This is a genomic window from Amycolatopsis sp. DSM 110486 (genome assembly GCF_019468465.1).
Lineage (GTDB): Bacteria > Actinomycetota > Actinomycetes > Mycobacteriales > Pseudonocardiaceae > Amycolatopsis.
Map to the genome: position 1 here is coordinate 177,943 of NZ_CP080519.1, position 21,884 is coordinate 199,826.

19 protein-coding genes are annotated in these 21,884 nt (G+C 68.8%); 5 read left to right on the top strand and 14 right to left on the bottom strand.

The features are described 5' to 3' along the window. Positions 1–9: 9 nt before the first annotated feature. The 6 genes from K1T34_RS00880 to K1T34_RS00905 all read right to left on the bottom strand — a co-directional run bounded on the left by K1T34_RS00880 (position 10) and on the right by K1T34_RS00905 (position 6,502). Positions 10–1,356 (bottom strand): MFS transporter, encoded by a 1,347-nt coding sequence (locus K1T34_RS00880; protein ID WP_220242406.1) that lies wholly within the window; start codon positions 1,354–1,356, stop codon positions 10–12. 118 nt (positions 1,357–1,474) lie between these two features. After that, a complete protein-coding gene (locus K1T34_RS00885) occupies positions 1,475–2,593 on the bottom strand; it encodes a CaiB/BaiF CoA-transferase family protein (protein WP_220242407.1) in 1,119 nt (372 codons plus the stop codon). Beyond that, on the bottom strand, positions 2,590–3,768 hold the full coding sequence (locus tag K1T34_RS00890; protein ID WP_220242408.1) for an acyl-CoA dehydrogenase family protein: 1,179 nt from the start codon (positions 3,766–3,768) through the stop codon (positions 2,590–2,592). Before K1T34_RS00890 ends, K1T34_RS00885 begins: the two co-directional genes overlap by 4 nt. Continuing rightward, positions 3,768–4,775, bottom strand: coding sequence for a thioredoxin-disulfide reductase (gene trxB, locus K1T34_RS00895; RefSeq protein ID WP_220242409.1), 1,008 nt, complete (start codon positions 4,773–4,775; stop codon positions 3,768–3,770). The genes K1T34_RS00890 and trxB overlap by 1 nt, the downstream gene beginning before the upstream one ends. A gap of 18 nt (positions 4,776–4,793) precedes the next feature. Further along, positions 4,794–5,348, bottom strand: a complete 555-nt coding sequence (locus tag K1T34_RS00900) for a UGSC family (seleno)protein (RefSeq protein ID WP_220242410.1) — start codon at positions 5,346–5,348, stop codon at positions 4,794–4,796. Between the two features lie 47 nt (positions 5,349–5,395). After that, positions 5,396–6,502: a hypothetical protein gene (locus tag K1T34_RS00905; protein WP_220242411.1), complete on the bottom strand. Its 1,107-nt coding sequence runs from the start codon at positions 6,500–6,502 to the stop codon at positions 5,396–5,398. 117 nt (positions 6,503–6,619) lie between these two features. Between K1T34_RS00905 and K1T34_RS00910 the strand changes: the two genes are divergently transcribed. Continuing rightward, complete coding sequence (locus K1T34_RS00910) at positions 6,620–7,546, top strand: LysR family transcriptional regulator (protein WP_220242412.1); 927 nt, start codon at positions 6,620–6,622, stop codon at positions 7,544–7,546. Positions 7,547–7,590: 44 nt separating this feature from the next. Here the strand turns inward: K1T34_RS00910 and K1T34_RS00915 are convergent, their stop codons facing one another. Together K1T34_RS00915 and K1T34_RS00920 are read right to left on the bottom strand one after the other, a co-directional pair. Then, complete coding sequence (locus K1T34_RS00915; RefSeq protein WP_220242413.1) at positions 7,591–8,298, bottom strand: aspartate/glutamate racemase family protein; 708 nt, start codon at positions 8,296–8,298, stop codon at positions 7,591–7,593. Positions 8,299–8,372: 74 nt separating this feature from the next. Continuing rightward, positions 8,373–9,983, bottom strand: a complete 1,611-nt coding sequence (locus K1T34_RS00920) for a thiamine pyrophosphate-binding protein (protein WP_220242414.1) — start codon at positions 9,981–9,983, stop codon at positions 8,373–8,375. Between the two features lie 133 nt (positions 9,984–10,116). Here K1T34_RS00920 and K1T34_RS00925 point away from each other — a divergent pair, with 133 nt between their 5' ends. Further along, the gene (locus K1T34_RS00925) at positions 10,117–11,094 is read left to right on the top strand and encodes a LysR family transcriptional regulator (protein ID WP_220242415.1); all 978 of its coding nucleotides are present in this window, start codon (positions 10,117–10,119) and stop codon (positions 11,092–11,094) included. Between the two features lie 198 nt (positions 11,095–11,292). On the opposite strand, the gene K1T34_RS00930 is transcribed toward K1T34_RS00925, so the two are convergent. The 5 genes from K1T34_RS00930 to K1T34_RS00950 form a co-directional block, all read right to left on the bottom strand. Further along, entirely contained in the window at positions 11,293–12,879 is a 1,587-nt protein-coding gene (locus K1T34_RS00930) for an MFS transporter (protein WP_220242416.1), read from the bottom strand. Between the two features lie 31 nt (positions 12,880–12,910). Then, a complete protein-coding gene (locus K1T34_RS00935) occupies positions 12,911–14,362 on the bottom strand; it encodes a UbiD family decarboxylase (protein WP_220242417.1) in 1,452 nt (483 codons plus the stop codon). A gap of 194 nt (positions 14,363–14,556) precedes the next feature. Then, positions 14,557–15,333 carry a maleylpyruvate isomerase family mycothiol-dependent enzyme gene (locus tag K1T34_RS00940; RefSeq protein WP_220242418.1) on the bottom strand — a complete coding sequence of 259 codons (777 nt, stop codon included), beginning with the start codon at positions 15,331–15,333 and terminating at the stop codon, positions 14,557–14,559. Next, on the bottom strand, positions 15,330–16,184 hold the full coding sequence (locus K1T34_RS00945) for a fumarylacetoacetate hydrolase family protein (RefSeq protein ID WP_220242419.1): 855 nt from the start codon (positions 16,182–16,184) through the stop codon (positions 15,330–15,332). The genes K1T34_RS00940 and K1T34_RS00945 overlap by 4 nt, the downstream gene beginning before the upstream one ends. Continuing rightward, complete coding sequence (locus tag K1T34_RS00950; protein ID WP_220246922.1) at positions 16,181–17,248, bottom strand: cupin domain-containing protein; 1,068 nt, start codon at positions 17,246–17,248, stop codon at positions 16,181–16,183. Before K1T34_RS00950 ends, K1T34_RS00945 begins: the two co-directional genes overlap by 4 nt. 134 nt (positions 17,249–17,382) lie before the next feature. On the opposite strand from K1T34_RS00950, the gene K1T34_RS00955 reads away from it, so the two are divergent. Then, complete coding sequence (locus K1T34_RS00955; RefSeq protein ID WP_255638213.1) at positions 17,383–18,144, top strand: IclR family transcriptional regulator; 762 nt, start codon at positions 17,383–17,385, stop codon at positions 18,142–18,144. 4 nt (positions 18,145–18,148) lie between these two features. On the opposite strand, the gene K1T34_RS00960 is transcribed toward K1T34_RS00955, so the two are convergent. Next, positions 18,149–18,901, bottom strand: coding sequence for an IclR family transcriptional regulator (locus tag K1T34_RS00960; protein WP_220242420.1), 753 nt, complete (start codon positions 18,899–18,901; stop codon positions 18,149–18,151). Positions 18,902–18,984: 83 nt separating this feature from the next. Between K1T34_RS00960 and K1T34_RS00965 the strand changes: the two genes are divergently transcribed. Both K1T34_RS00965 and K1T34_RS00970 read left to right on the top strand, forming a co-directional pair. Then, complete coding sequence (locus K1T34_RS00965) at positions 18,985–20,337, top strand: MFS transporter (protein WP_220242421.1); 1,353 nt, start codon at positions 18,985–18,987, stop codon at positions 20,335–20,337. Further along, a complete protein-coding gene (locus K1T34_RS00970; protein WP_220242422.1) occupies positions 20,337–21,560 on the top strand; it encodes a flavin-dependent oxidoreductase in 1,224 nt (407 codons plus the stop codon). Before K1T34_RS00965 ends, K1T34_RS00970 begins: the two co-directional genes overlap by 1 nt. The last annotated feature ends 324 nt before the right edge of the window (positions 21,561–21,884 follow it).

The following is a 21,884-nucleotide window of genomic DNA, read 5'->3' on the forward strand; positions in this document are numbered from 1 at the left end:
ACAGTGGCGTCAGGGCTCGATGTGAACCGGACCGGGCCTGGCCGCGTGATCGCCGGCGGGTCGCTCCTCGGACACGCCGTGGCGGCGGTTGCGCGGCAGGCTGATCGTGGTGATCAGGGTGATCACCGAAAGCGCGGCGATGTACCAGCCGAACCAGTTCTCGGCGCCGGCGCTCGCCAGCGCGGTCCCGATCGTCGAGACGGTGCCGCCGAAGATCGCGATCGAGAGCGAGTAGGGGAAGCCCATTCCGGCGACGCGGAAGCGTTGCGGGAACATCTGCACGAGAACCGCGGCCATGATCGAAGTGCCGAGAGAAGTGAACAGGAGTCCGATGATCTGCGCGGCGAGGACGCCGACGAATCCCGCGGACATCAGGTGCAGGAGCGGCACGGTGCCGACCGCGGTGGAGATCGCGAACGCGTACATGATCGGGCGCGTGCCGATCCTGTCGGCGAGCAGGCCCACCAAGGGCGCGGCGACGGTGTAGACGGCCAGTCCGATCAGGCTCGCGACCATCGCCGCCGAGGCGCCGAGGTCGGTCATCACGCTCGCGTACGTGGGGAAGTAGGTCGTCCACAAGTACACGCTGCCGCCGATGCCCGCGACGAGCCCCACCACCTGCACCGTTTGCACGGGGTGCCGGCGCATCGCCTCGAACAGCCCTGGTTTCTCCGCCCGAGTGTCCTTTCCGGACGAGGTTTCGGCCTGCTCCAGGGTTTCTTGGGACCGGTGCCGGATCCACCAGGCGACAACCGCGATGACGGCACCGAGCGCGAACGGAATGCGCCACCCGTAGCTGCGCATCGCGTCATCGCCCAGCACCCCGGCCAGCAAGGCCACCACGCCGAGCGCGACCATCTTGCCGATGCTCGAACTGACGAACATGAAACTGGAGAACAGTCCCCGCCGGTTCGCCGGCGCGGATTCGACGAGGAAGGCGGCGGCCGCGGTGTACTCGCCACCGGTGGACAGGCCTTGGAGAATGCGCGCCACGACCAGCACGATCGGTGCGCCGATGCCGATTTGCGCGTAGGTGGGGGTGATCGCGATGAGCAAGCTCGCCGCGCCCATCATCCACACACTCATGGTCATCGCCGCGCGACGGCCGTAGCGGTCCGCGAAGACACCGATCACCAGGCCGGCGATCGGCCGGACGAGGAAGCCGGCGGCGAAGACGCCGAATGCACTCAGGAGGGGCACCAGCTGAGAGCCGGACGACGAGGGGAAGAACTGACCGGCGAAGTAGATCGCCAGGTACGAGTAGATGAGGAAATCGAAGAATTCGACGAAATGGCCGACCGCGCCCGCGAGGAGTTGCCGGGCCGGGCGTCGGGCGGTGGTGGCTGAGCTTGCCATGTGTGGTCCTCCTGGCGAAGGACACTCGGTTGCGCTACGCGCTCCCCGGTGTCGACGCTGACGTGGGTGGGCTGTGCAGGCTGGTATGGCGTGAGAAGTGGCGGTGGAGCGGGCCGGCCTAGCCGGGCAGCGGCGGTGGTACCCGGCGATAGGTGGCCGGGGTGTGCGACAGCTGGATCGGGCAGGCGACCTGGGGGTAGGGCGTGCCGGTGTCGGGGCACGTGATCGAGACGACGGCGTCGAGATCCAGTGAGGTGGCCAGCTCGAAGGCCTGGTTCAGGTCGTTGATCGGACTGCAGGGAACTCCGGCCCCGCGCAGGAGGTCGAACCACTGGTCCGCCGGTGCCCGGCTCAGTGTCTGCTCGAGCTCCTTGACGAGCTGCTGCCGGTTGAGCACCCGCTGGGGGTTGGTGGCGAACCGCTCGTCGCTGATCAGGTCCGCCCGGTCGATCGACCGCGCCAGTGCCGCGAACAGCTTGTCGTTCGCGGCGGCAATGGCCAGCGGCCGGTCCGCTGTTTTCATCGTCTCGTAGGGCGCGATGCTGGGATGCCGGTTGCCCAGCGGCTTGGGGACGTGCCCGGTCGCGACGTAGGCGGAGGCCTGGTTGGCGAGCGCCGAAAGCAACGAGGAGAACAGGTTGACCTCGATGTGCTGGCCGGCACCGGTTTCGTCGCGGTGCCGGAGCGCGGCGAGGATTCCGGTGACGGCGTGCAAGCCGCAGATCACGTCGACGAGCGCGACGCCGGTCTTGATCGGCGTCGCGTCGTCGGGGCCCGTGATGCTCATGAGCCCGCCGGCCGCCTGGACGATCAGGTCGTAGCCGGGCAGGTCCGCGCCGCCCGCTGCCCCGAATCCGCTGATCGAGCAGTACACGAGCTCAGGCCGCTCGGCGGCGAGTTGGGCGTAGCCGAGGCCGAAGCGTTCCATCGTGCCCGGACGGAAGTTCTGCACGACCACATCGGACTGTTCGATGAGCGCTCGTGCCCGGGCGCGGCCCGGCTCGGTGCCGAGGTCGACGCCTTCGACCGACTTGTTGCGGTTCGCGCCGAGGTAGTAGGTGGCCTGGCCCTCGTACCACGGCGGTCCCCACGACCGGGTTTCGTCGCCGACGCCCGGGCGTTCGATCTTGATCACTTCGGCGCCGAGGTCGCCGAGCAGCATCGTGGCGTAGGGACCGGACAGGACGCGGGTGAAGTCGGCGATGCGCAAGCCGCCGAGTGCACCGGTGCCGCTCACGTGAACGCCCCGATGCCGGTCAGCGCCTGGCCGACGGTGAGCTGGTGGATCTCGGAGGTGCCCTCGTAAGTCAGGACGGACTCGAGGTTGTTGGCGTGCCGGATCACCGGGTACTCGAGGGTGATGCCGTTCGCGGCGAGAATGGTTCGGCACTGGCGGGCGATGGCGAGCGATTCGCGCACGTTGTTCAGCTTGCCGACGCTGATCTGGTGCGGCCTGATCCGGCCTGCGTCTTTGAGCCGGCCCAGCCGCAGTGCGAGCAGCATGGCCTTGTCCAGCTCGACCGCCATGTCGGCGAGCTTGGCCTGGGTCAGCTGGAAACCGGCCAGCGGGCGGTCGAAAACCGGGCGGTTGATCGCGTAGTCGATCGCGGTTTCCAGGCATTCCCGAGCCGCTCCGGGTGCGCCGAACACGATCCCGAACCGCGCCTCGTTCAGGCAGGTCAGTGGCCCCGACAACCCGGCTGCCTCCGGCAGGACGGCGTCGGCGGGAAGCCGCACGTCCTCCAGCACAAGCTCGGACGTGACCGATGCGCGCAGCGACATCTTCCGCGTGATCTCGGGTGCGCTGAATCCCGGGGCGTCGGTGGGCACGACGAAGCCCCGGATCCGTTCGTCGGTCTGCGCCCACACCACCGCGACGTCGGCGACAGACCCGTTGGTGATCCACATCTTGGTGCCGTTGAGGATCCAGTCGTCGCCGTCTCGTTTGGCGTTGGTGCGCATGCCCGCGGGGTTGGAGCCGTAGTCGGGCTCGGTCAGGCCGAAGCACCCGATGGCCCGGCCGGCGGCCAGCTCGGGGAGCCACCGGCCCTTCTGCTCCTCGGAGCCGAAGCGGTGGATGGCGAACATGGCCAAGGATCCTTGGACCGAGACCAGGCTGCGGATCCCCGAGTCGGCCGCCTCCAGTTCGTGGCACGCCAATCCGTAGGCAGTGGCGCTCGTGCCCGCGCAGCCATACCCCTGCAGGTGCATGCCCAGCACGCCGAGCTCGCCCAGTTCCCGGGCGAGGTCGCGAATCGGCAGGTGCGCCTGCTCGAACCAGGTCGCCATGTGCGGCCGCACCCGGTCGTCGCAGAAGCGCCGCACGGCGTCGCGGATGTCCTTTTCCTCGTCACCGATTTCCTCGTCGAGTGCCAGGAGATCCAGTGGTCGGACGGGGCTGGGGGCAGTCATCACACGCTCCCTGAGGTCGATGCCGCCGGTTCGGCGAGCTCGGAGGCCGGCACGAGGTCATGGGCGAGCTCCTCGAGCCACCGCTCGGCGTCGAGCGCGGCCATGCACCCACTGCCGGCCGAGGTGATCGCCTGGCGGTACACCGGGTCCTGCACGTCGCCGCAGGCGAACACGCCCGGCACGGTGGTGGCCGAGCCGCGACGGGTGACGAGGTAACCGAGGTCGTCCAGCTCCAGCTGCCCGTCGAAGACCGCGGTGTTGGGCAGGTGGCCGATGGCCAGGAACAGGCCGGTGACCGGAAGAACGTCGTGGCTGCCGGTCGTGGTGTCACGCAGCCGCACGCCCTCGAGACGATCGTTTCCGACGAACTCGTCGAGGACGCTGTTCCACCGCACCGTGATCTTGGGCTCTCGCTCAGCCCTCGCCTGCAGGATCTTCGAAGCCCGGAGCTCGTCGCGGCGGTGGATGATCGTGACCGAGCGCGCGAATCTCGACAGGAACAGTGCCTCCTCCAGCGCGGAGTCTCCCCCGCCGACGACGGCGATGTCGTGGCCGCGGAAGAAGAATCCGTCGCACGTGGCGCAGGTCGACACGCCGCGCCCGATGAGGTCCTGCTCGCGGGGAAGCCCGAGCATCCTGGTTCGCGAACCGGTCGCGACGATCACCGAGCGCGCGCTGAACGCTCCGGCGTCGCCGCTGACCTCGACGTGGAACGGGGATCGGTCCAGTTTGACCCGGGCGGCTTTGCCCGGAACGAGACGAGCACCGAACTTGGTGGCCTGCTCGCGCAGATCCGTGATCAGTTGCGGGCCGGTCACCCCGTTCGGGAATCCCGGGTAGTTCTCCACGTCGGTGGTCAGCATCAGCTGGCCGCCGGGCTGGTCCGAAGTGGAGGACGGCTCGCCCTCCAGAACCACCACCGTCAAGGCGGCCCGTGCGGTGTAGATCGCGGCGGTGAGGCCGGCCGGCCCGCCACCCACGATCAGAACGTCGGTTTGGTCTGTCATCTCGACTCCGATCCGAGGTCAGGCGCCGGCGGCCGGACGCGCGCCGGTGACCCAGATCGACAGGGCCTGCGGGGCCACTTCGCGGGCCCGGCCGCTCAACAGGTCCGGAGCGAGCGACGAGATGGGGTGGGTGATCACGACCGGCTCCAGATCGTCCATCCCGTGCGCACGCTTCTGCAGAGTCGCTTCGCGCTCGAACTCGGTGGTCACGATGACCGCGGCGGGAAGACCACGCAGCTCCATCTGGATGCCGTCGTTGACGCAGGAGGACGTGCACGAGCCGCAGTCACCGATCGCGGTGAGCACGATGTCGTTCTCGGCCGCGATCCGGTCGAGCAGGGCCGGCTCGGCGTCGGAGGAGAAGTGGTGCTTGTCGTAGAAGTTCACGCTGTCGAATTTCGCGCCGAGCTCTTCCATCTGGGCCACGGACTGGCGCAGCAGCTTGGAGGCGTTCCACTTCGTGTTGTTGAGGACGGCCAGCCGGCTGCCCTTGATCTCCGGTACGCGGGGGGCGCATTCCTGCGCTGCGGCCTCAACGCTGCCGGTCGGATCGAAGGTGATGAAAGAATCCATGTCGGTCGTTCTCCGTTCGGGTGCGGTGGATGGCGTGGCGGTCGGCGTCAGAGGCGGCAGGTGCCGTCGGAACAGTCCGGCCCGTCGGCCAGCTTCGGGAGTTCGCCCTGGACGTTCTCGATCGGCTGCAGCACCGGCACCGTGGCCCGGCTCCACCCGGGCAGGACCGCCGAGAAGCGGCCGGCGAGGCCACCCGCGACGAAGAGGTGCAGGTCGTCAGGCGTCTCCACGATCGGGGCCGGCGAATCGAGATCGCGGCGGTACCACTTGGGCAGATTGCGGTTGTAGACCTTGCCGTGGCGGTGGTTGTGCGCGATCTCGCCGAACCTGTTCGCGCTGTTCATCCACAGGTAGCTGCGCACGTCGTGCCGCGTCCAACCGTGCTTGTTGATCGTTTCCGCGTGCTCCGGGCCGATGACGATCGTGCAGCTGCCGCCGAGCACGCTGTTGTTGTGCGCGATGGTGCGCATGCCGGAGGCGATGCTGTCGAGGATGCCCTCGGGGTCGTCCGACACGTGGTTGGTCACACTGTGCGGAGCCTCGGCCGCGATCGCGAACACCGTGCTGTCTTCCGGGGCGAAGCCGTGCTCGACGTGGTACGGAGCCCACGGGCTCGCTTCCTCGTTTTCGGCGATGCAGAACGTGTACTTGCCCGGGTGCCCCAGCGTGCTCTTGTCGAGGTCACCGGGGACTCCCCCGCCGACCGCGAGCATGACGAGCCGGATCGCGCGGCCGATCGTCGCGTTGGCCCGGTTGCCGGACCCGAAGACGTTGCCTCCGGAGTTCATGCCGATCGCGGTGCGGATCGGTCCGTTGACCACCAAGAGTGGTGAGGTGACGTGCGTAGTCGCCTGCAGGCCGTTGAGGTTGAAGCGCGGTTCGCAGACGGCGTGCACCGCGGCCTTCACCACCGGCGCGTACTCGGGCTTGCATCCGGCCAGAACCATGTTCACCGCGAGCACCTGGCGGGTCAGGGTTCCCCACCGGGGCGGAACCCGCCCCTCGACCACCGAACCGTCACCGCCCAGCGCCTCGACCATCTGCTCGACCAGTTCGGGAGTCGGCGGGACAACCGGAAGCCCGTCGCTCCACGGCTGCTCGAAGTAGTGCTCCACGAGCCCGGCGGCGCTTCGCTCTTCCTGGGCCAGCGTCATGACTGCCTGCCTTCACACGTCGTTGTTGTGGGTCTGTCTCGAACGCTAGAAGCGGCCTATCATTGCGTCTAGTGAAAGATTTTCTTCAAATCAGTTCCCTGTAGGAATGAGTCCTCAATGGAGCTTCGAGACCTGGAGGTCTTCCTCGCGTGCGCCCGCTCCGAGCACTTCGGACGGGCGGCCGACGCCCGGCACATGTCACAGTCGGCGGTCAGCAAGGCCGTGGGCCGAGTCGAAGAGGAGCTGGGAATCCCGTTGTTCGACCGGCAAGGGAGAGTCGTGCGGCTCAACCGCTACGGCGAACTGTTCCGCGCACACGTGGAAGACGCGATGCGGTCACTGGAGGCAGGTCGTGCTGCCGTCACGGACGCGACAGACCCCGAGCGTGGAGAAGTAGCCCTGGCCTTCGTGCCCAGCCTCGGACCGATCTTGATCCCAGGATTGGTCCAGAAGTTTCGCACCACCTTTCCCGCGGTCAGGTTCCTGCTGTCCCAAGGCGGTGCGGAACACGTTGTCGCGATGCTCGAGAGCGGGCAGGTCGATCTCGGTCTCACCTCACCCGATCCGGCTCGCCCGGGCGTCGAGTGGACTCCACTGTGGACCGAGCGACTGGTGCTGGTGACCCCTCCGGGCGAACCCACGGGCGGAGGCGAGGGACCGGTTCGGCTGCGCGACGTGGCGGACCGCCCCTTCGTCGCGCTCAAAACCGGTTACGGTCTGCGCCAGATCACCGACGCCCTCTGCGCCGAGGCCGACGTCCGGCCGAGGATCGTGTTCGAAGGAGCCGACGTACCGACTGTGCGCGGGCTGGTGGGCGCCGGCCTCGGCATCGCAGTCCTGCCACCGGCCGTCGGGCCGGAGAGACGCTGGAGTCCGCCCGAGACCGAGCTGGCCGACTCCGGTGCCCAGCGCACGATCGGGATCGCCCGAGTCCGCGGCCGTTACCTCCCCGTCGCGGCTCACCGGCTTCGAGAGCTGCTGATCGAGGAACATTTCCATCTGCTGAGGACACAGTTCAGCGACGGAGCAATAGATGAACCGTGACGGCAGGTTCCATCGGCACGGCGGGTCCGTCGCGGCCGTTGGCCTCAGGGACGCGACGCGAGCGCCAGATCGACCGCGGCTTCGGCGTGCGCGAGCGTCGTGTCGATGACGGGCACGGCACTGTCCTGAGGTTCGACGAGCAATCCGAACTCGGTGCAGCCGAGGATGATCACCTCGGCGCCGCGACCCACCAGGTCGGCGATCGCCGCAGTGAACTTGCGTCGGGTCCCGGGCAGGAAGATGCCCTTGGCCAGCTCCTCGTACAGGGCATTGTGCACGTTCTCCGCGTGGTCGCCCTCGGCAACCAACACCTCGCGACCGTACTTTTGCCGCAGTCGGTCAGTGAAATAGCTGCCGGCCATGGTGTAGCGGCTTCCGAGCAACCCGACGGTGCGAAATCCTCCTTCGAGCACCTTGCGAGCCGCCGGGTCCACGATGTGGACGAACGGCAACCCGACGGCCGCCTCCACCTGATCGGCGGCCGTGTGCACGGTGTTGCACGCAATCAGAAAAAAATCCGCCCCCGCGGCTTTCAGCACCTTGCCCTGGATGGCCAGCAGATCGCCGACCCGATCCCAGCGACCGAGCCGCTGATGGTGCTCCATCTCCTCGAAGTCGGTCTGGGCCAGCACGACGTTCGCACTGTGCAGCCCACCGTCGCCAAGACGCCGGCTGACCAACTCGTTGATGACACGGTAGTACACGATCGAACTCGGCCAGGCGAGGCCGCCGACGATCCCGATCTTTTTCATTCCGACACTCCTGTGTGGACGGCTTCCCGGCCGCCGAGTCGCGTTCAGCGAAGATCTCCGAGATGACCTGCTCGTCACGAAGCGATGTCGACCGTGGGATCCAGTCGAACGTCGATCACCAAGGGGCCACCGAGGTTCTCGGTCAGACTCTCGACCTCGTCCAGCTCTTCCAGCTTTCTGATGGAAACCGCTCGCGCGCCCAGTCCCTGCGCCACACCGCGGATATCGGGCCAGGACATGAAGGAATGCGCGGGGTCGATGCCGTATGCCGTCAGTTTGTGGTACTCGGCCCCGTACGCGCCGTCGTTGAACACCAAGACGATGAGCGGGAGGTTTTCGCGTACCGCGGTGGCCAGTTCCGCTGGATTCATCATGAAACCGCCGTCGCCGATGGCACAGACAGTCGGCTCGTCGGGACGAGCGAACGCCATACCCACGGCGCCGGCCAAGCCCAGACCGACGGCCCCGAAGCCGCCCATCGCGGTGAAACCACGAGGATCGGGAACGTGGATGTACGGCCACGCCGCATGCACGAACCGGCCGCTGTCACTCACCATGTTCCGCCGAGCCGGCAGCAGGCCGTCCAGGCGGATGGCCGCGGTTCGGATGTCGACGGTGTCATGGCCCGAAGTGTCGGCGAAGTCCACACCGGGCTCGAATTCGGACAGTCCTGTTCGGATCTTCTCCAGCCACGCCCGGTTCGGCGCATGACCGCTCTCGCCCAATGCGGCAGCCATCGCCGAGGCCACTTCGCGGGCGTCGCCGACGACGGTCTCCGCAACCGCCGTGTACCAGCCGAACCGGTTCGGATCGTGATCGATCTGGACGATTTTCTTCCCGGCGAAGAGCTCGCCCCGAGAGGAGGTGTACACGTTGAGGCTCGCGCCGAAGGCGATGATGCAATCGGATTCGGCGAGTGCCGTGACGGCGGGGCCGTGTGCGAGGCTGCCGCAGATTCCCAGATTTGCCGGATGCCCGACGAACAAGTCCTTCGCCAGCACCGATGTCGCGAGTGGGGCCGCGAGAACGTCGGAGAGCGCCGTCAGCGATTCGCGCGCGCCCGACACGACCGCGCCCCGGCCGGCGAGCACGACCGGCCGGTTCGACGCCGCGACAAGCCCGAGCGCCGAGTCGAGTTGCTCCGCGCCGGGAGTGGCCGTGGCGTGCCGGACAGGCGGTTGAACGGCCTGGAGATCCTCGATGTCCGACTGCAGCATGCGGTGCGGAATGTTGAGCACGACCGGCCGCCGGTCGGCCAGAGTTCGCCGCAGCGCCCGTTCGAGGTCGCGGATCAGCGTCTCCGGCCGATAGACGCGCTCATAGCCGGCGTCCGCCGTCGCGGCGAAGGCCGACAGGTCAAGCCGCTGGAAATGTGTCGGCTCCGGGGGCGTGTCGCCGGTGAGGACCAGTACGGAGCTACGGCTTCGCGCCGCCTCCACGAGCGAGGTCATCGTATTGGTCAATCCGGGCCCATGCGTCACCGTCGCGATCCCGACCCGGCCGGTGGCCCGTGACCAGCTGTCGGCCATGGCGACCGCGCCGCTCTCGTGCGCAGCGGCGACGAACTTTCCACCGCGCTCCCGGAACTCCGCCACGTAGGCCATGTTCGCGTCGCCCATCACACCGAACATCGGACGGATCTCCAGATCGACCAATGCCGCGGCAAGGGCCCGGTAGAGCTGCATGTCACTTCCCTCGTGGGCTGCGGAGATTCGCGGGTCAGCCGAGGCTCCGTGTCCCCCGCCGGCTACCCCGACGCTAACCGCCGCAAAGTTATCCGTCCAAGACAGATGCGGTCTTCTCTCATATCCTGTGGATATGACCATGGCCGATCCCGAGATGCGCCTCCTTCGGTACTTCGTCGCGGTCGCGGAGGAACGTCACTTCGGCCGAGCGGCCGAGCGCTTGCACATCGCGCAGCCGCCGCTGAGCCAGCAGATCCGCAAGCTGGAACACCAGCTCGGCGTCGAACTCATCGATCGCTCGCGCCGGCCCATCGAACTCACCGACGCCGGCGAGGCGCTTTTCCAGGAAGCACGCCTTGCCCTCGTGCACAGTGAGCGGGCGTTCGCAGCAGCCCGCAGGGCGGCGACCGGACACCTCGGCCACGTTCGGATCGGCGCCTTGCAGGCGGCGGTCAACAGCATGCTGTCCTACGTCATCCGCGAGCATCGCCGCGAGTATCCCGACGTCACGCTCGACCTGGCCGAGCTGGGCACCCGTGAGCAGACGGCTCAGCTCCTCGAACACAAACTCGACATCGGCTTCCTCCGCGGCCCCGTCGACGAACCCACTCTCACCGTCGAGACCCTCATCGAGGACCCGTTGGCCGCGGTTGTACCGGACGAACACCCGCTCGGCAGCGCGGGCCTGATCGATCCCGCGCTCCTCGCCGACGAGCCACTGGTCCTCTGGACCCGAACCCCGGCCACCACAATGTTCGCCGATGTCGTCGAGCTGTTCCGCCGGCACGACATCCAGCCCCGTGTCGCCGTGGAATCCTCACGAATCCAGACCATTCTCGCCCTGGTGGCAGCAGGCACCGGCATCGCGGTCCTACCGACTTCCTTCGTCAACCTCGGCCGCCACGGAGTCCGCTTCATCCCGCTGCGGGAACCGCTCCCGTACCGGCCGCTCGCCCTCGCCTGGCGCACCGACGACCAATCCCCGAGTCTCACCGGCTTCGTCACCGTCGCCCGGAAGGCGACATCCGACTATCTGGTGGACCTGATCCGGCGACACCCCCAGCTCCGAACAGCGCGGACTTCGCACCCGGACCACGGGGGCAAGACCTGACCATCAGGACGAGGGAAGACGCACTTGCTGCCGTTGACGTAGGTGGCGCTGTCGTATCGGCTGATCGTGGTCGGCGAGGCACTCAAGTCGGGGCGCTGCAGGGGTGCTTCGAGCGCGAAGCAGAGGCCCGTTTCGAAGAATCCGCGCAGACGGCCGGGCGGGGTCACCGCTCGGCCGTCCAGCCCGGACGACCTGTGCCTACTCCCCCGATTCCGCCGCCGGCTTGATCGTGCGGCCCAGGGTCGCCGCTGCGAGCAGGGCTGCGACGACGGCCGCGATACCGCTGATGAGGTAGCCGAGCGAGTAGCCGTGTCCGAGCGCGTCCACGGCGAGTGGAACGGCTCCGGCGTGGGGCGCCGTCGGCGGGGCCGAGTTCACCGCCAGCGGACCGCCCGCCTTCGCCACGGCCGCGGCGGCTGCTTTGGCGTGGGCCGGCAGCGCACTGGCCGCGAGCGAGGTGGTGAAGTCCCCCGCTGCCCGGCTCAGCGCCACCGCGCTGATCACGGCCGGGCCCAGGGTGAATCCGAAGTCCCGCAGCAGGCTGGTCGCCCCGCTCGCCATGCCCGCGAGCCGCACCGGCACGGTGTTGACCGCGACCGCGCTGATCGACGTCACCGTCAGCGCGAACCCCAGTCCCACCGCCAGCAGGGGCCCCACCAGCGAGCCCAGGCTTCGGTCCGTGATGGAGACCGTCGACGCCCAGAGATCGCCGGCGCCGGTGAGCAGCAAACCGCCGCTGAGGATCCAGCGCGGGCTGACGTGCTCGATCAGCCGGGAGGTCAGCGGGGCGACGACGAGCGTCACCCCGTTGAGGACCACGAACGCGGCCGCGGCGAGCAGCGGGCTCTGGTGCTGGACCGGGCCGAGCCGGATGCTGGTGCTGTAGGCCGTGGCCACGAAGCTGAACATGCCGACCACGGTCACGAAAGCCGACACCGTGAACGCCCGGTTGCGGAACACGTCGAGCCGGAGCAAGGGGGCCGGCGAACGCAGTTCGACCACCACGAACAGCGCGAGGAACACCGCGGCGATCACGAACGCCGCCACCACGGCCGTGCTGCCCCAGCCGTCCGTCCCGCCTTGGATGACCGCGTACATCAGCGCGAACAACCCGATCGCGATCGTGATCTGGCCCGGCCAGTCGAGCGACCGGCCTTCGGGAGCACGCGAGTCCGCCGCGAACAGGCTCACGACGCCGCTCAGCGCGGACAGCACGATCACGACGACGAACGCCCATTTCCAGGATCCGTTGTCGGCGGAGATCCCCGAGATCACCGGGGCCAGCGCGGCGCCGGCGGCCAGCGATGCGGCCCACAGCGTGACACCGCGCGCGCGTTCGTGGCCTGTGCGGGTCCCGATGGCGACCACGGCCAGCGAGGTGGGGAACAGCGCGGCCGCACCGAGTCCCGCGATCGCCCTGCCGGTCCACAGCTGGGCCGTTCCGGCGGCGGTGGCCGTCACGAGGTGCCCGGCGATGAGCGCCACGGCACCCAGCACCAGGAGCCGTTTGCGGCCGAACTTGTCGCCCAGCACACCGAACGTGAGGGCGAGCGCGGTGACCGGGAGCAGGGAGGCGTCGGTGATCCAGGCGATCTCGCTGCCGTCGGCGTGCAGCCGGCTCTGGAAGAGTCCGTTGAGGACGGTCGGCATCGCGATGGTGATCTCGGCAACGCACACCGCCAGGCAGGCCGCGAACAACGTCGCGAAGCCCAGTTTCTTCTCAGGTCTTGACTTCGGAACGGCGACCACGCTGGCGCCGTCCTGTTCGTAGGTCGAGGAACTCATCTCCGCTGTCCTTTCAGCGTCGGTCCCAGGATCAGGAAGTGGGCAGCCGGTCGAGCAGCTCGGCGAACTTGGCCGCGACCCGGTCGCGCAGCTCGGGTGAGGCTTCCGCGACAGCGGGGAAATCGCGGCCGAACGGGCGGACCGCGGTGATCAGCGCGCGCGAGTTCGTGGTGGTCGCGCGATCGAGGCGCGGGTCGAGCGGGCCGCTCCACGTCCCGCGGATCAGGTCGATGTCCTGGGCCGGATCGCAGCGCGTGGACATGGCCCACAGCACGTCGAAGGTGTTGGTGGGGTCGATGTCGTCATCGACGACGACCACGAAACGGCCCAGGTACGAGCTGGACTGACACGACGCGGCGAGCAGCGCGGCTTGCTTCGCGTGCCCCGCGTAGGCCTGCTTGATCGAGACGACGGTGAACATCCGGGCCGCGCCGGCCTCGTGACACCACACGCCTTGCACCCCGGACAGGCCCGCACGCTCGATCTCGTCCCACACCATGCCGGCCTTCATCACGCACTTGCTGTAGGAGAAGTTCGACGGCGGACGAATCGGCGACGCGACGGTGAGGATCGGGTTGTCCCGGTGGTAGACGCGGCGAACGCGGACCACCGGTTGCTCGCTGCGGCCACCGGCGTAGTAGCCGGTGAACTCGCCGAACGGCCCTTCGGGCGCCGTCTCGCCGGGATGCAGCTCACCTTCGATCACGAACTCCGCGGCGGCGGGCATCGGCAGTCCGTACAGTTCGGAACGGACCACCTCGATCGGGGCGCCGCGGTGCCCGCCCGCGTAGTCGTATTCGGACAGTCCCCAGCGCAGCTCGTTGCCGGAAGCGAGGAACAGCAACGGGTCGTGGCCGCAGGAGATCAGCACCGGGCAGGGCTTGCCCTGGGCGAAGTACTTCTCTCGGATCTGCCGGCCCTGCTTGCCCGGCGAGATCCACAGCCCGGTCCGATCCGGGCCCTGGACCATCGCCCGGTACGTGCCGATGTTGACCCAGCCGTCGTCGGGATCCTGCATGATGACCAGGTCGTCGGTGCCCAGGTAGCGCCCGCCGTCGAGCTCGTGCAGCCGTGGCGCCGGGATCGCGGTCAGATCGATCTCGCCCTCGCGCAGGATGTTCTCCAGCACCGGACCGTTGTCCACTTCGGACGGCGGAATCGGCTTGTGGGTCTGCATCCGTTCGCGGTAGGAATTCACCGCTTCCAACGGGTGGTCCGGCCGCGGGAAGCCCATGGTCAACGCCAGGCGCTGGGCGGAGTTGGTCGCTCCGGAGAGCACGCGGAAACCTTTGCCGTCGCCGGTGAGCTTCTCGAACAGCAGCGCGGGAGCGCCCTCGCCGCCGCGGTGGGCGACCAGCTCGATCAACGTGCCCAGCTCCAGGTCCGGATCAGCCTCGGGGACCCGGACGAGCTGGCCGAGCTTGTCGATCCGGTCGACCAGTTCTCGCAAGTCCTCGTGGGGTTTGGGATAGTCGTTGTACACGCCTCACTCCTTTTGGCACGACGGTAGGCTGAACCCGTCCGGTCCCGGAATCTTGCCGTCCCACAATTCTTCTGTGCGGGACGGCACGATTCACTTCGGAGGCAGGCCGCCTCGAAGCGGAAAAATTCCCACGAAGTCCACAGTAGACCGGCACAGAATCCGCGCCGGAGTCTTCTCTCGTTCCACGCAGAGGGTCAGAACCAGCGCGGAAGCTCTGGCAACTCGCCACTTTCCGCGACCAAGCCGGCGGTTCCGCGGCCGGTCACCCAGCGCACGAGATCGGGCAGACCACTCGAAACGGTCGTACCACCCTCACCCAGGACGATCGGCGCCCGGCCCGTCGGGGCGAGCACCACGTGCACCGGCTCCTGCCGCCGTCGCCACCCCCGCAGCACATCGGCGAGCAGCTCGTCGAGCAGATCGCCGGGGAACTCCCGGGTGGTCGCGCCGTTGTTCAGGTCGAGGGCGTGCACCCACACTTCGCGGGTACGCATCCACGCCGTCTCCCGAACGGGCACCGATCGGCCCAGCGCGGTGCGGACCTCCGCGTCCCAGGAAGTGTCCGGCAGGTCGCGCCACTCGGTGTCGAGGTGTGCGGCGGCGTGAGCGACCAGGCTCCGCAGCGCGCGGGCCGGCAGGGTGGCCCCCGTGCGGATCTCCGACAGCCGTTGCTCCGCCGAGGCGTACATCGGGGTCTCGGCACCGGTCCGCGCCCAGGTGAGCAACCGGGTCAGCGCCCGGGCGTTGTAGCCGACGTGGGCGAGCACGTGCCGCCGGGACCAGCCCGGCAGCAGGCTGGGTTCGTCGAGCTCGGCGTCGGACAGTTCGCCGAGCTTGCGGGCGAAGTAGGCCGTGCCCCGCCGGGCCCAGAGCAGTTCGCGGGCGGGCGCGTGGGGCGAGTCGTAGCGGGCTCCGGGCCCCTGCCGTTCCCGCAGGGCCGCGCGCGCCGCGTCCTCGGAGGTGACGCTCATGCGCCGGCCGCGGCTCGTTCCGGCCCGCCGCTCACCTTTTCCGCCACCGCGACGTTGACCAGCTCTCCGATTCCGTCGATGCGCGTGGTCAGCGTCTGCCCTGGTGCGAGGTAGCGCGGGGGCTTGCGCGCGTGCCCCACACCACCGGGGGTTCCGGTGGCGATGACATCACCCGGCTGCAAGGTGACGATCGTGGAGATGTAGCGCACCAGTTCCACGGCGTCGAACACGAGGTCGTCGAGCGGGGTCCGCTGCAGTTCCTCGCCGTCGACCGACGTGACCAGCTGGGCGCCGGGGGCCAGCTCGTCCGGTGTCACGAGCACCGGCCCGAGTGGCGTGCTGTTCTCCCACGTCTTGCCCTGGAACCACTGGGCCGTGCGGTACTGGTAGTCGCGCATGGTGACGTCGTTGAGCACCGAGTACCCGGCGATGGCCGACACCGCTTCTTCGGCCGAGGCCCGGCGCACGCTCGTGCCGATGACGACCGCGAGCTCACCTTCCCAGTCGACCCGGTCGGATTCCGGCGGCAGCAGGATCTCGTCACGCGGCCCGATCAGCGCTTCGGGGTACTTGGCGAACAACGTGGGGAACTCCGGGAGCTCGCGACCCATCTCGAGAATGTGATTGCGGTAGTTCAGCCCCACGCACACGATCTTGCCGGGCCGCGGCACGACCGGCGCGAGATCCGCGGTGGCGTAGTCGTGCCGCGCACCGTCCGCGGCTGCGGCCACGTCCAGGCCACCCGCCCGCAGGAGGGCGCCGACGTCGGTAAATCCCGTCTCGATCGCCGTGGTGCCGGTTATCCGCACGGCGGCGGTCGTCCCGCCGACCCGGATCGTCGCCAGTCTCATCGGTCTTCTCCTTCGACATGGGTGCGGTGGAAGTGCAGGCGCTCCATGATCGGAGCGTCCGAGAAGCGGAAGAGGTCGAACGCGCTCTCGGCGCGCAGGGACCAAGGCACCCAGGAGGGCACGACGAACAGGTCGCCCTTTTCCAGCCGGTGTTCGACGCCGTCCAGGACCACCTCACCTCGACCCTCGAAAACCTGCAACACGCTGGAGCCGACCTCGCGCCGCGCCCGCGTCTCGACGCCCGCTCGCAACCGGTGGAACTCGGCCCGGATCGTCGGCATCACGTCGCCGCCGGTGGTCGGGTTGACGTAGCGCACCGCGGCGTGGCCCGGCCCGACGGTCGCCGGCTGGCCCTCGTCCTCGAGCAGGAGCTGTTCGGTCAGCGCCGCGTCGGTGTGTACCCAGCGGTAGGCGGCGATCGGTGAGGACACCGTGTCCTGCAGCCCGGAGAGGGGACGCAGACCCGGGTGTCCCCACAACCGCTCGCTGCGGGAGAAGTTCGGCGTCGCGTCGTCGGTGACCCGATCCGCGCCGAACTCGAAGAAGCCGACGTCGGCGTAGTGCGTGAACGGGATGTCCAGACCGTCGATCCAGGCCATCGGCTGGTCGGTTTCGTTGTGGTGGCCGTGAAAACGCCAGCCGGGGGTGAGCAGGAAATCGCCGCGGGACATGCGCACCGGATCACCGTCCACGACCGTCCACACGCCTTCACCCTCCACGACGAAGCGGAAGGCGTTCTGGGAATGCCGGTGCTCGGGCGCCACTTCCTTCGGGCCGAGGTACTGGATCGCCGCCCACAGGGTCGGGCTCGCGTAGGCGAGACCGGGGAGGCCGGGGTTGGCCAGCGCGATGGCGCGGCGCTCACCGCCACGCCCGACAGGCACCAGCTCACCGGCACGCTGCGCCAGGGGGTAGAGCGTCGACCACCGCCACACGTGCGGCAGCGCCTTCGGTTTCGGGTGCATCGGCATGAGGTCGTCGATCTGCGTCCACAGTGGAATGAGGTGCTCGGACTCGAAGTCCCGGTACAGCTCGGCCAGCTCCGGACTTTCCCCACTGGTCATCTCGTTCGCGGCCGGGCCACGGCCGATCACCTGCTCCGTCTCCGGGGACATGCGCGCTCCTCTGGTGTTCGGCGGTCTTCCCGGAGCGTAGGCAGAGTCTTCCGGACAACGCAAAGGCGACGTATGGTTTTTCTGTGGAGCAGAATTCCGGGCACCGAATCGAAGCGGTCGACCGCGCGCTCACGCTGCTGACCCTGCTGTCCGAACGCGGCCACGTCACCGTGACCGAGGCGAGCCGGGAACTGGGTGTGGCGCCCTCGAGTGCGCATCGGCTGTTGTCGACACTGTGCCACCGCGGGTTCGCGGTGCGCGGGGACAAGCGGCAGTACCGGCCCGGACCGGAACTGCTCGCGCTGGCCACCCCCGGCTGGGCGCCGCCGCTGGCCGACCGGGTTCGGCCGTACCTCGAGCGCCTTCACGCGGACGTCGGCGAGACCGTGCACCTGATGGTCCGCGCCGCGGCCGACATCCGGTTCGTCGACGGCATCGAGAGTCACCATCCGCTGAGGGTGGGCCTGCGGACCGGCGCACGAATGCCGGCGTACTGCACGTCCGGTGGCAAAGCGATGCTGGCCGACCTCGACCCGGTGGAGGTCACCGCGCTGCACGCCGCCGGGCTACCCCCTTGGCCCGGCGACAGGATTCATGACGTCGCGGCGCTGCACAAGGAGCTCGCTGCGGTGCGCCGCAACCACTTCGGTCTCAACCACGACGAAAGCGAACCCGGCGTCACGGCGATCGGCGCGTCCATCGGTGTCATCGACGGCCAGCCGATCGCACTGGCGATCGCCGTGCCCACGGCGCGGTTCGCCTCGGCCGATCCGGAGGCGATGGCCGCGCACCTGCTCCGGACCTGCGGCGACGTCCGGGAGGCGATGACCGCACGAGCCCGGTGACTCGTCATAGATCGGCCGAGGCCCGTCGGCAGTGTTCCTCGATGGCCTTGGCCAGTTCCGGGATCCGGGACCGCGGGCACCGTGGGCTCGGCAACGCGACGGCGAACGCCGCCAGGGCCCGCCCAGTGCCGTCGCGCACGCAGGCACCGATCGCGACGATGCCGCGATCGCTCTCGCCGTAGTTGGTCGCGTACCCCCGGCGGCGGATCCCGGTCAGCTGCTGCAACAGGGCCGCCCGGTTCACGGTGCCGCTGCCCGGCAGGGCGGGCAGATCCCGCGGGTACAACGCGGTGAACTGCTCCTTCGACAGCTCGGCCAGCAACGCCTTGCCGCCCGAGGTGACGTGTGCCGGCAGCAGCATCCCGGTCCGCGCCCCGACCCTCAGTATCTGCGTGCTCTCCACGCAGTCGAGGAATCGGGCGCCGTTGCCCTCCAGCACCATCAGGTGACACGTCTCCCCCAGTCCCTGGCTCAGCTCCGCCAGGTGGATATGCAGCGCCGCGCGCAGATCCAGCGGCGAGGGACCGGGCCGCACCATCCGCTCGAACGCAGGCCCCGGCCGGTACACCTTGTGCGAGTCCTGCACCGCGAACCCGCGGTGCCGCAACGTGATCAGCAACCGGTGCGCTGTGGATCGGGCGACACCCAGCTCGTCCGAAGCCTCGCTCACCCGAAGCCGCCCTCGTTGGGCCAGCAGTTCCAGCAGCCGAAGCACGTTGTCGGCCGACTCAACCAGGTACCCCGACTCGTCCCGCATAGCAGAATTCTACAACCCAAGGATTCCGATGGGTGGTCGCGCGAACTTAAGGTCCAGGCACAGCCCTCAAGGAGGAGGTCGCTTTGTCCGCTGACACCATCGACATCCGCACGGAACTGCGGACCGCTCCACTCCGGCCCTTCCACTGGTTGCTGGTTCTGCTCGTCGCCCTGGCGACCCTGTTCGACGGTTACGACACCTTCATCCCGTCGTACATGATCCACTTCGTGGTGAAGCCCTGGCATCTGTCCGGCGGGGCAACCGGTTTCCTGGTGTCGTCCGCGTTGATCGGGTTCGCCGTCGGCTCGCTGGTCCACGGCGTCGTCGCCGACCGGATCGGCCGCCGTCCCACCCTGATCGCCGGCCTGCTGATCGCCGGGGTGTTCAGCGTGCTGACCGGCATCTTCGGCACCACGTTCCCGACCTTCGTCACGCTGCGCGCGGTGACCGGGCTGGGCCTGGGTGTGCTGCTGCCGCTGGGCACGGCGTACGTGAACGAATACCTGCCCGATCGGGTGCACAACCGGCTCACGGTGCTCGGCGGCACCGGCTTCGCTCTCGGCGGGGTGCTGGCGGCGGTCCTCGGTGTCGCGCTCACCGAAGGCGGCGACTGGGAGTCGCTGTTCTACGTGGGCGGTGCCGCCGCGGTGCTGGGCGTGATCTACCTCGCCGTGTTCCCCGAGTCGGTGGAATTCCTGGTGGCCAGCGGAAAACAGGAGCAGACGGTGCGCCTGCTGTCCCGGCTGCGGCCAGACCGCGCCCAGTCCTACCGCCAACACGGGCTGTCCGTCGACCGGCAACCCCGGGATTGGCGGCTCGTGCTCGCGCCCCGGTTCCGGGCGCGAACCGTGGCGCTGTGGGTGTCGTCGTTCTTGCTGCTCTTCGGCGTCTACGGGTTGTCCACCTGGACACCGCAACTGATGATCGCGCGCGGCGAGACCTTCGCGACCGGCTACACCTTCGGCGCCGTGCTGCAAGGGATGTCCATCGTCGGTGCCCTGCTCGGCGGCCTCGTCGCCGACCGCTACCTCGGCGCCCGGCGCAGCTTGATGCTCTGGTGCGGCCTGGGCGCGGTGGCCACGCTCGTCGTCGCCGTCGGCGGTTCGACGGCGGTGAACATCGTCGCGGTCGGGTTCGCGGGGTTGTTCATCATCGGTGGCCAGTTCCTGCTCAACAACATCTGCGCGGCCACCTACCCGGTTCAGGCCCGTGCGACCGGCGCAGGCGCGATGCTCGGCGTCGGCCGGGTCGGCGGCATCCTCGGCCCCTCGATCGGCGGCGCGTTGCTGAGCGCGTTCGGTGGCAGCGCCGTGCTGTTCGTCGCGGTCGCTGTGGCCGCCGTGCTCGCCGTGGTCAGTACGTCCTTTGTGCTCGTTCGCGATCACGCACCTCGCCGGGTCTCCCCGGCGGCACCCAGAGAAGAAATGGAGCACTGATGTCGGAAGTCGTCATCATCGGTGGAGGCATCGGCGGCCTGACCCTGGCCCTCGAACTGCACGCCGCCGGCGTCGACTGCACGGTCCACGAAGCGGTCGACGAGCTCTCGGCCGTCGGTGTCGGGATCAACCTGCTGCCGCACGCCACCCGGGAACTGACCCGGCTCGGCCTGGCGGACGAACTGTCCGCGGTCGCGATCGAAACCGAGAGCTCGCTCTACTTCAACAGGTTCGGCCAGCGCATCTACACCGAGCCGACCGGCCGGACCGCGGGATACCCCTGGCCCCAGTTCTCCATCCACCGCGGCGACCTGCACGACATCCTGGTGCGCGCGGTCCGCGACCGGCTCGGTCCCGACCGGCTGGTCACCGGCCGCCGCTGCGTGGCGGTCTCCCAGGACGCCACCGGGGCCACGGCCGAGTTCGAGCAGGGCAGCGTGCGCGCCGCCGTCGTCGTGGGCTGCGACGGCGTGAACTCTGTCGTCCGCCGGCAACTGCACCCGGACCAGAGCGGACCGGTGTACTCGGGCTACAACATGTGGCGCGGGGTCACCCCGTGGCCCGCCATCCTCGGCGGCGCCAGCATGATCCGCGCCGGCTGGCTCGCCACCGGCAAGCTCGTCGTCTACCCCATCCGCAACCACGTCGACGACGAGGGCCGCCAGCTCGTCAACTGGGTGGTGGAAATCGAGACGCCCCAGCACGCCGACCGCGACTGGAACCGCACCGGACGGCTCGAGGATTTCCTGCCCGCCTTCGCCGACTGGCACTTCGACTGGCTGGACGTCCCGGCGCTGCTGTCCTCGTCCACGACGATCCTGGAATACCCGATGGTCGACCAGGAACCACTGCCCTCGTGGGGCACCGGCCGCATCACCCTCCTCGGCGACGCCGCACACCCCATGGTGCCGCGTGGTTCCAACGGCGCCGGACAGTCCATTTTGGATGCCCGCGCGCTGGCCACCCAACTCACCGCGACGTCCGACGTGGTCGCCGCCCTGTCCGCCTACGAGGCCGAACGCCTCCCCGCCACCGCCGCCGTCGTCCGCGCCAACCGCACCACCCCACCCGACACGATCCTGCGCGAGGTCTACGAACGCACCGGCGACCGCCCCTTCGACCGGCTCGAGAATGTCGTCGACCCCCGGGAACTGGAGGCGATTCTGACCAGTTACAAGGAGATCGCCGGGTACTCACTGACAGAGCTGTCAGCCCGGCGCTGAAGGGGCCCGGCGCGGCGCTCCGGTCGCGGGTCTCGCTCTGGATCCGGGACACACGCTGTCGCCTACCTGGCCGCCGCAACAGAATCAACCTCGTTCCGCAGCAGTTGGCGGCGAGGAGGGGAACGTCGGGCGGCTCGTCTCGCCCGGCGTTCGCGGTCGTAGCCAACGGGGCACGACCCGCTCCAGGTCTCGGCCGGACAGAACTCGAGTCGTACGAGGGTGCCGCTGCCCGGGCCTGTCACGATGGCGAGCTTCCCCCCGAGTCGCTCAGCGCGCTCGCTCATCGAGATCAGTGTGCTGCGGCAGCCTGTCGGACACGCGTGC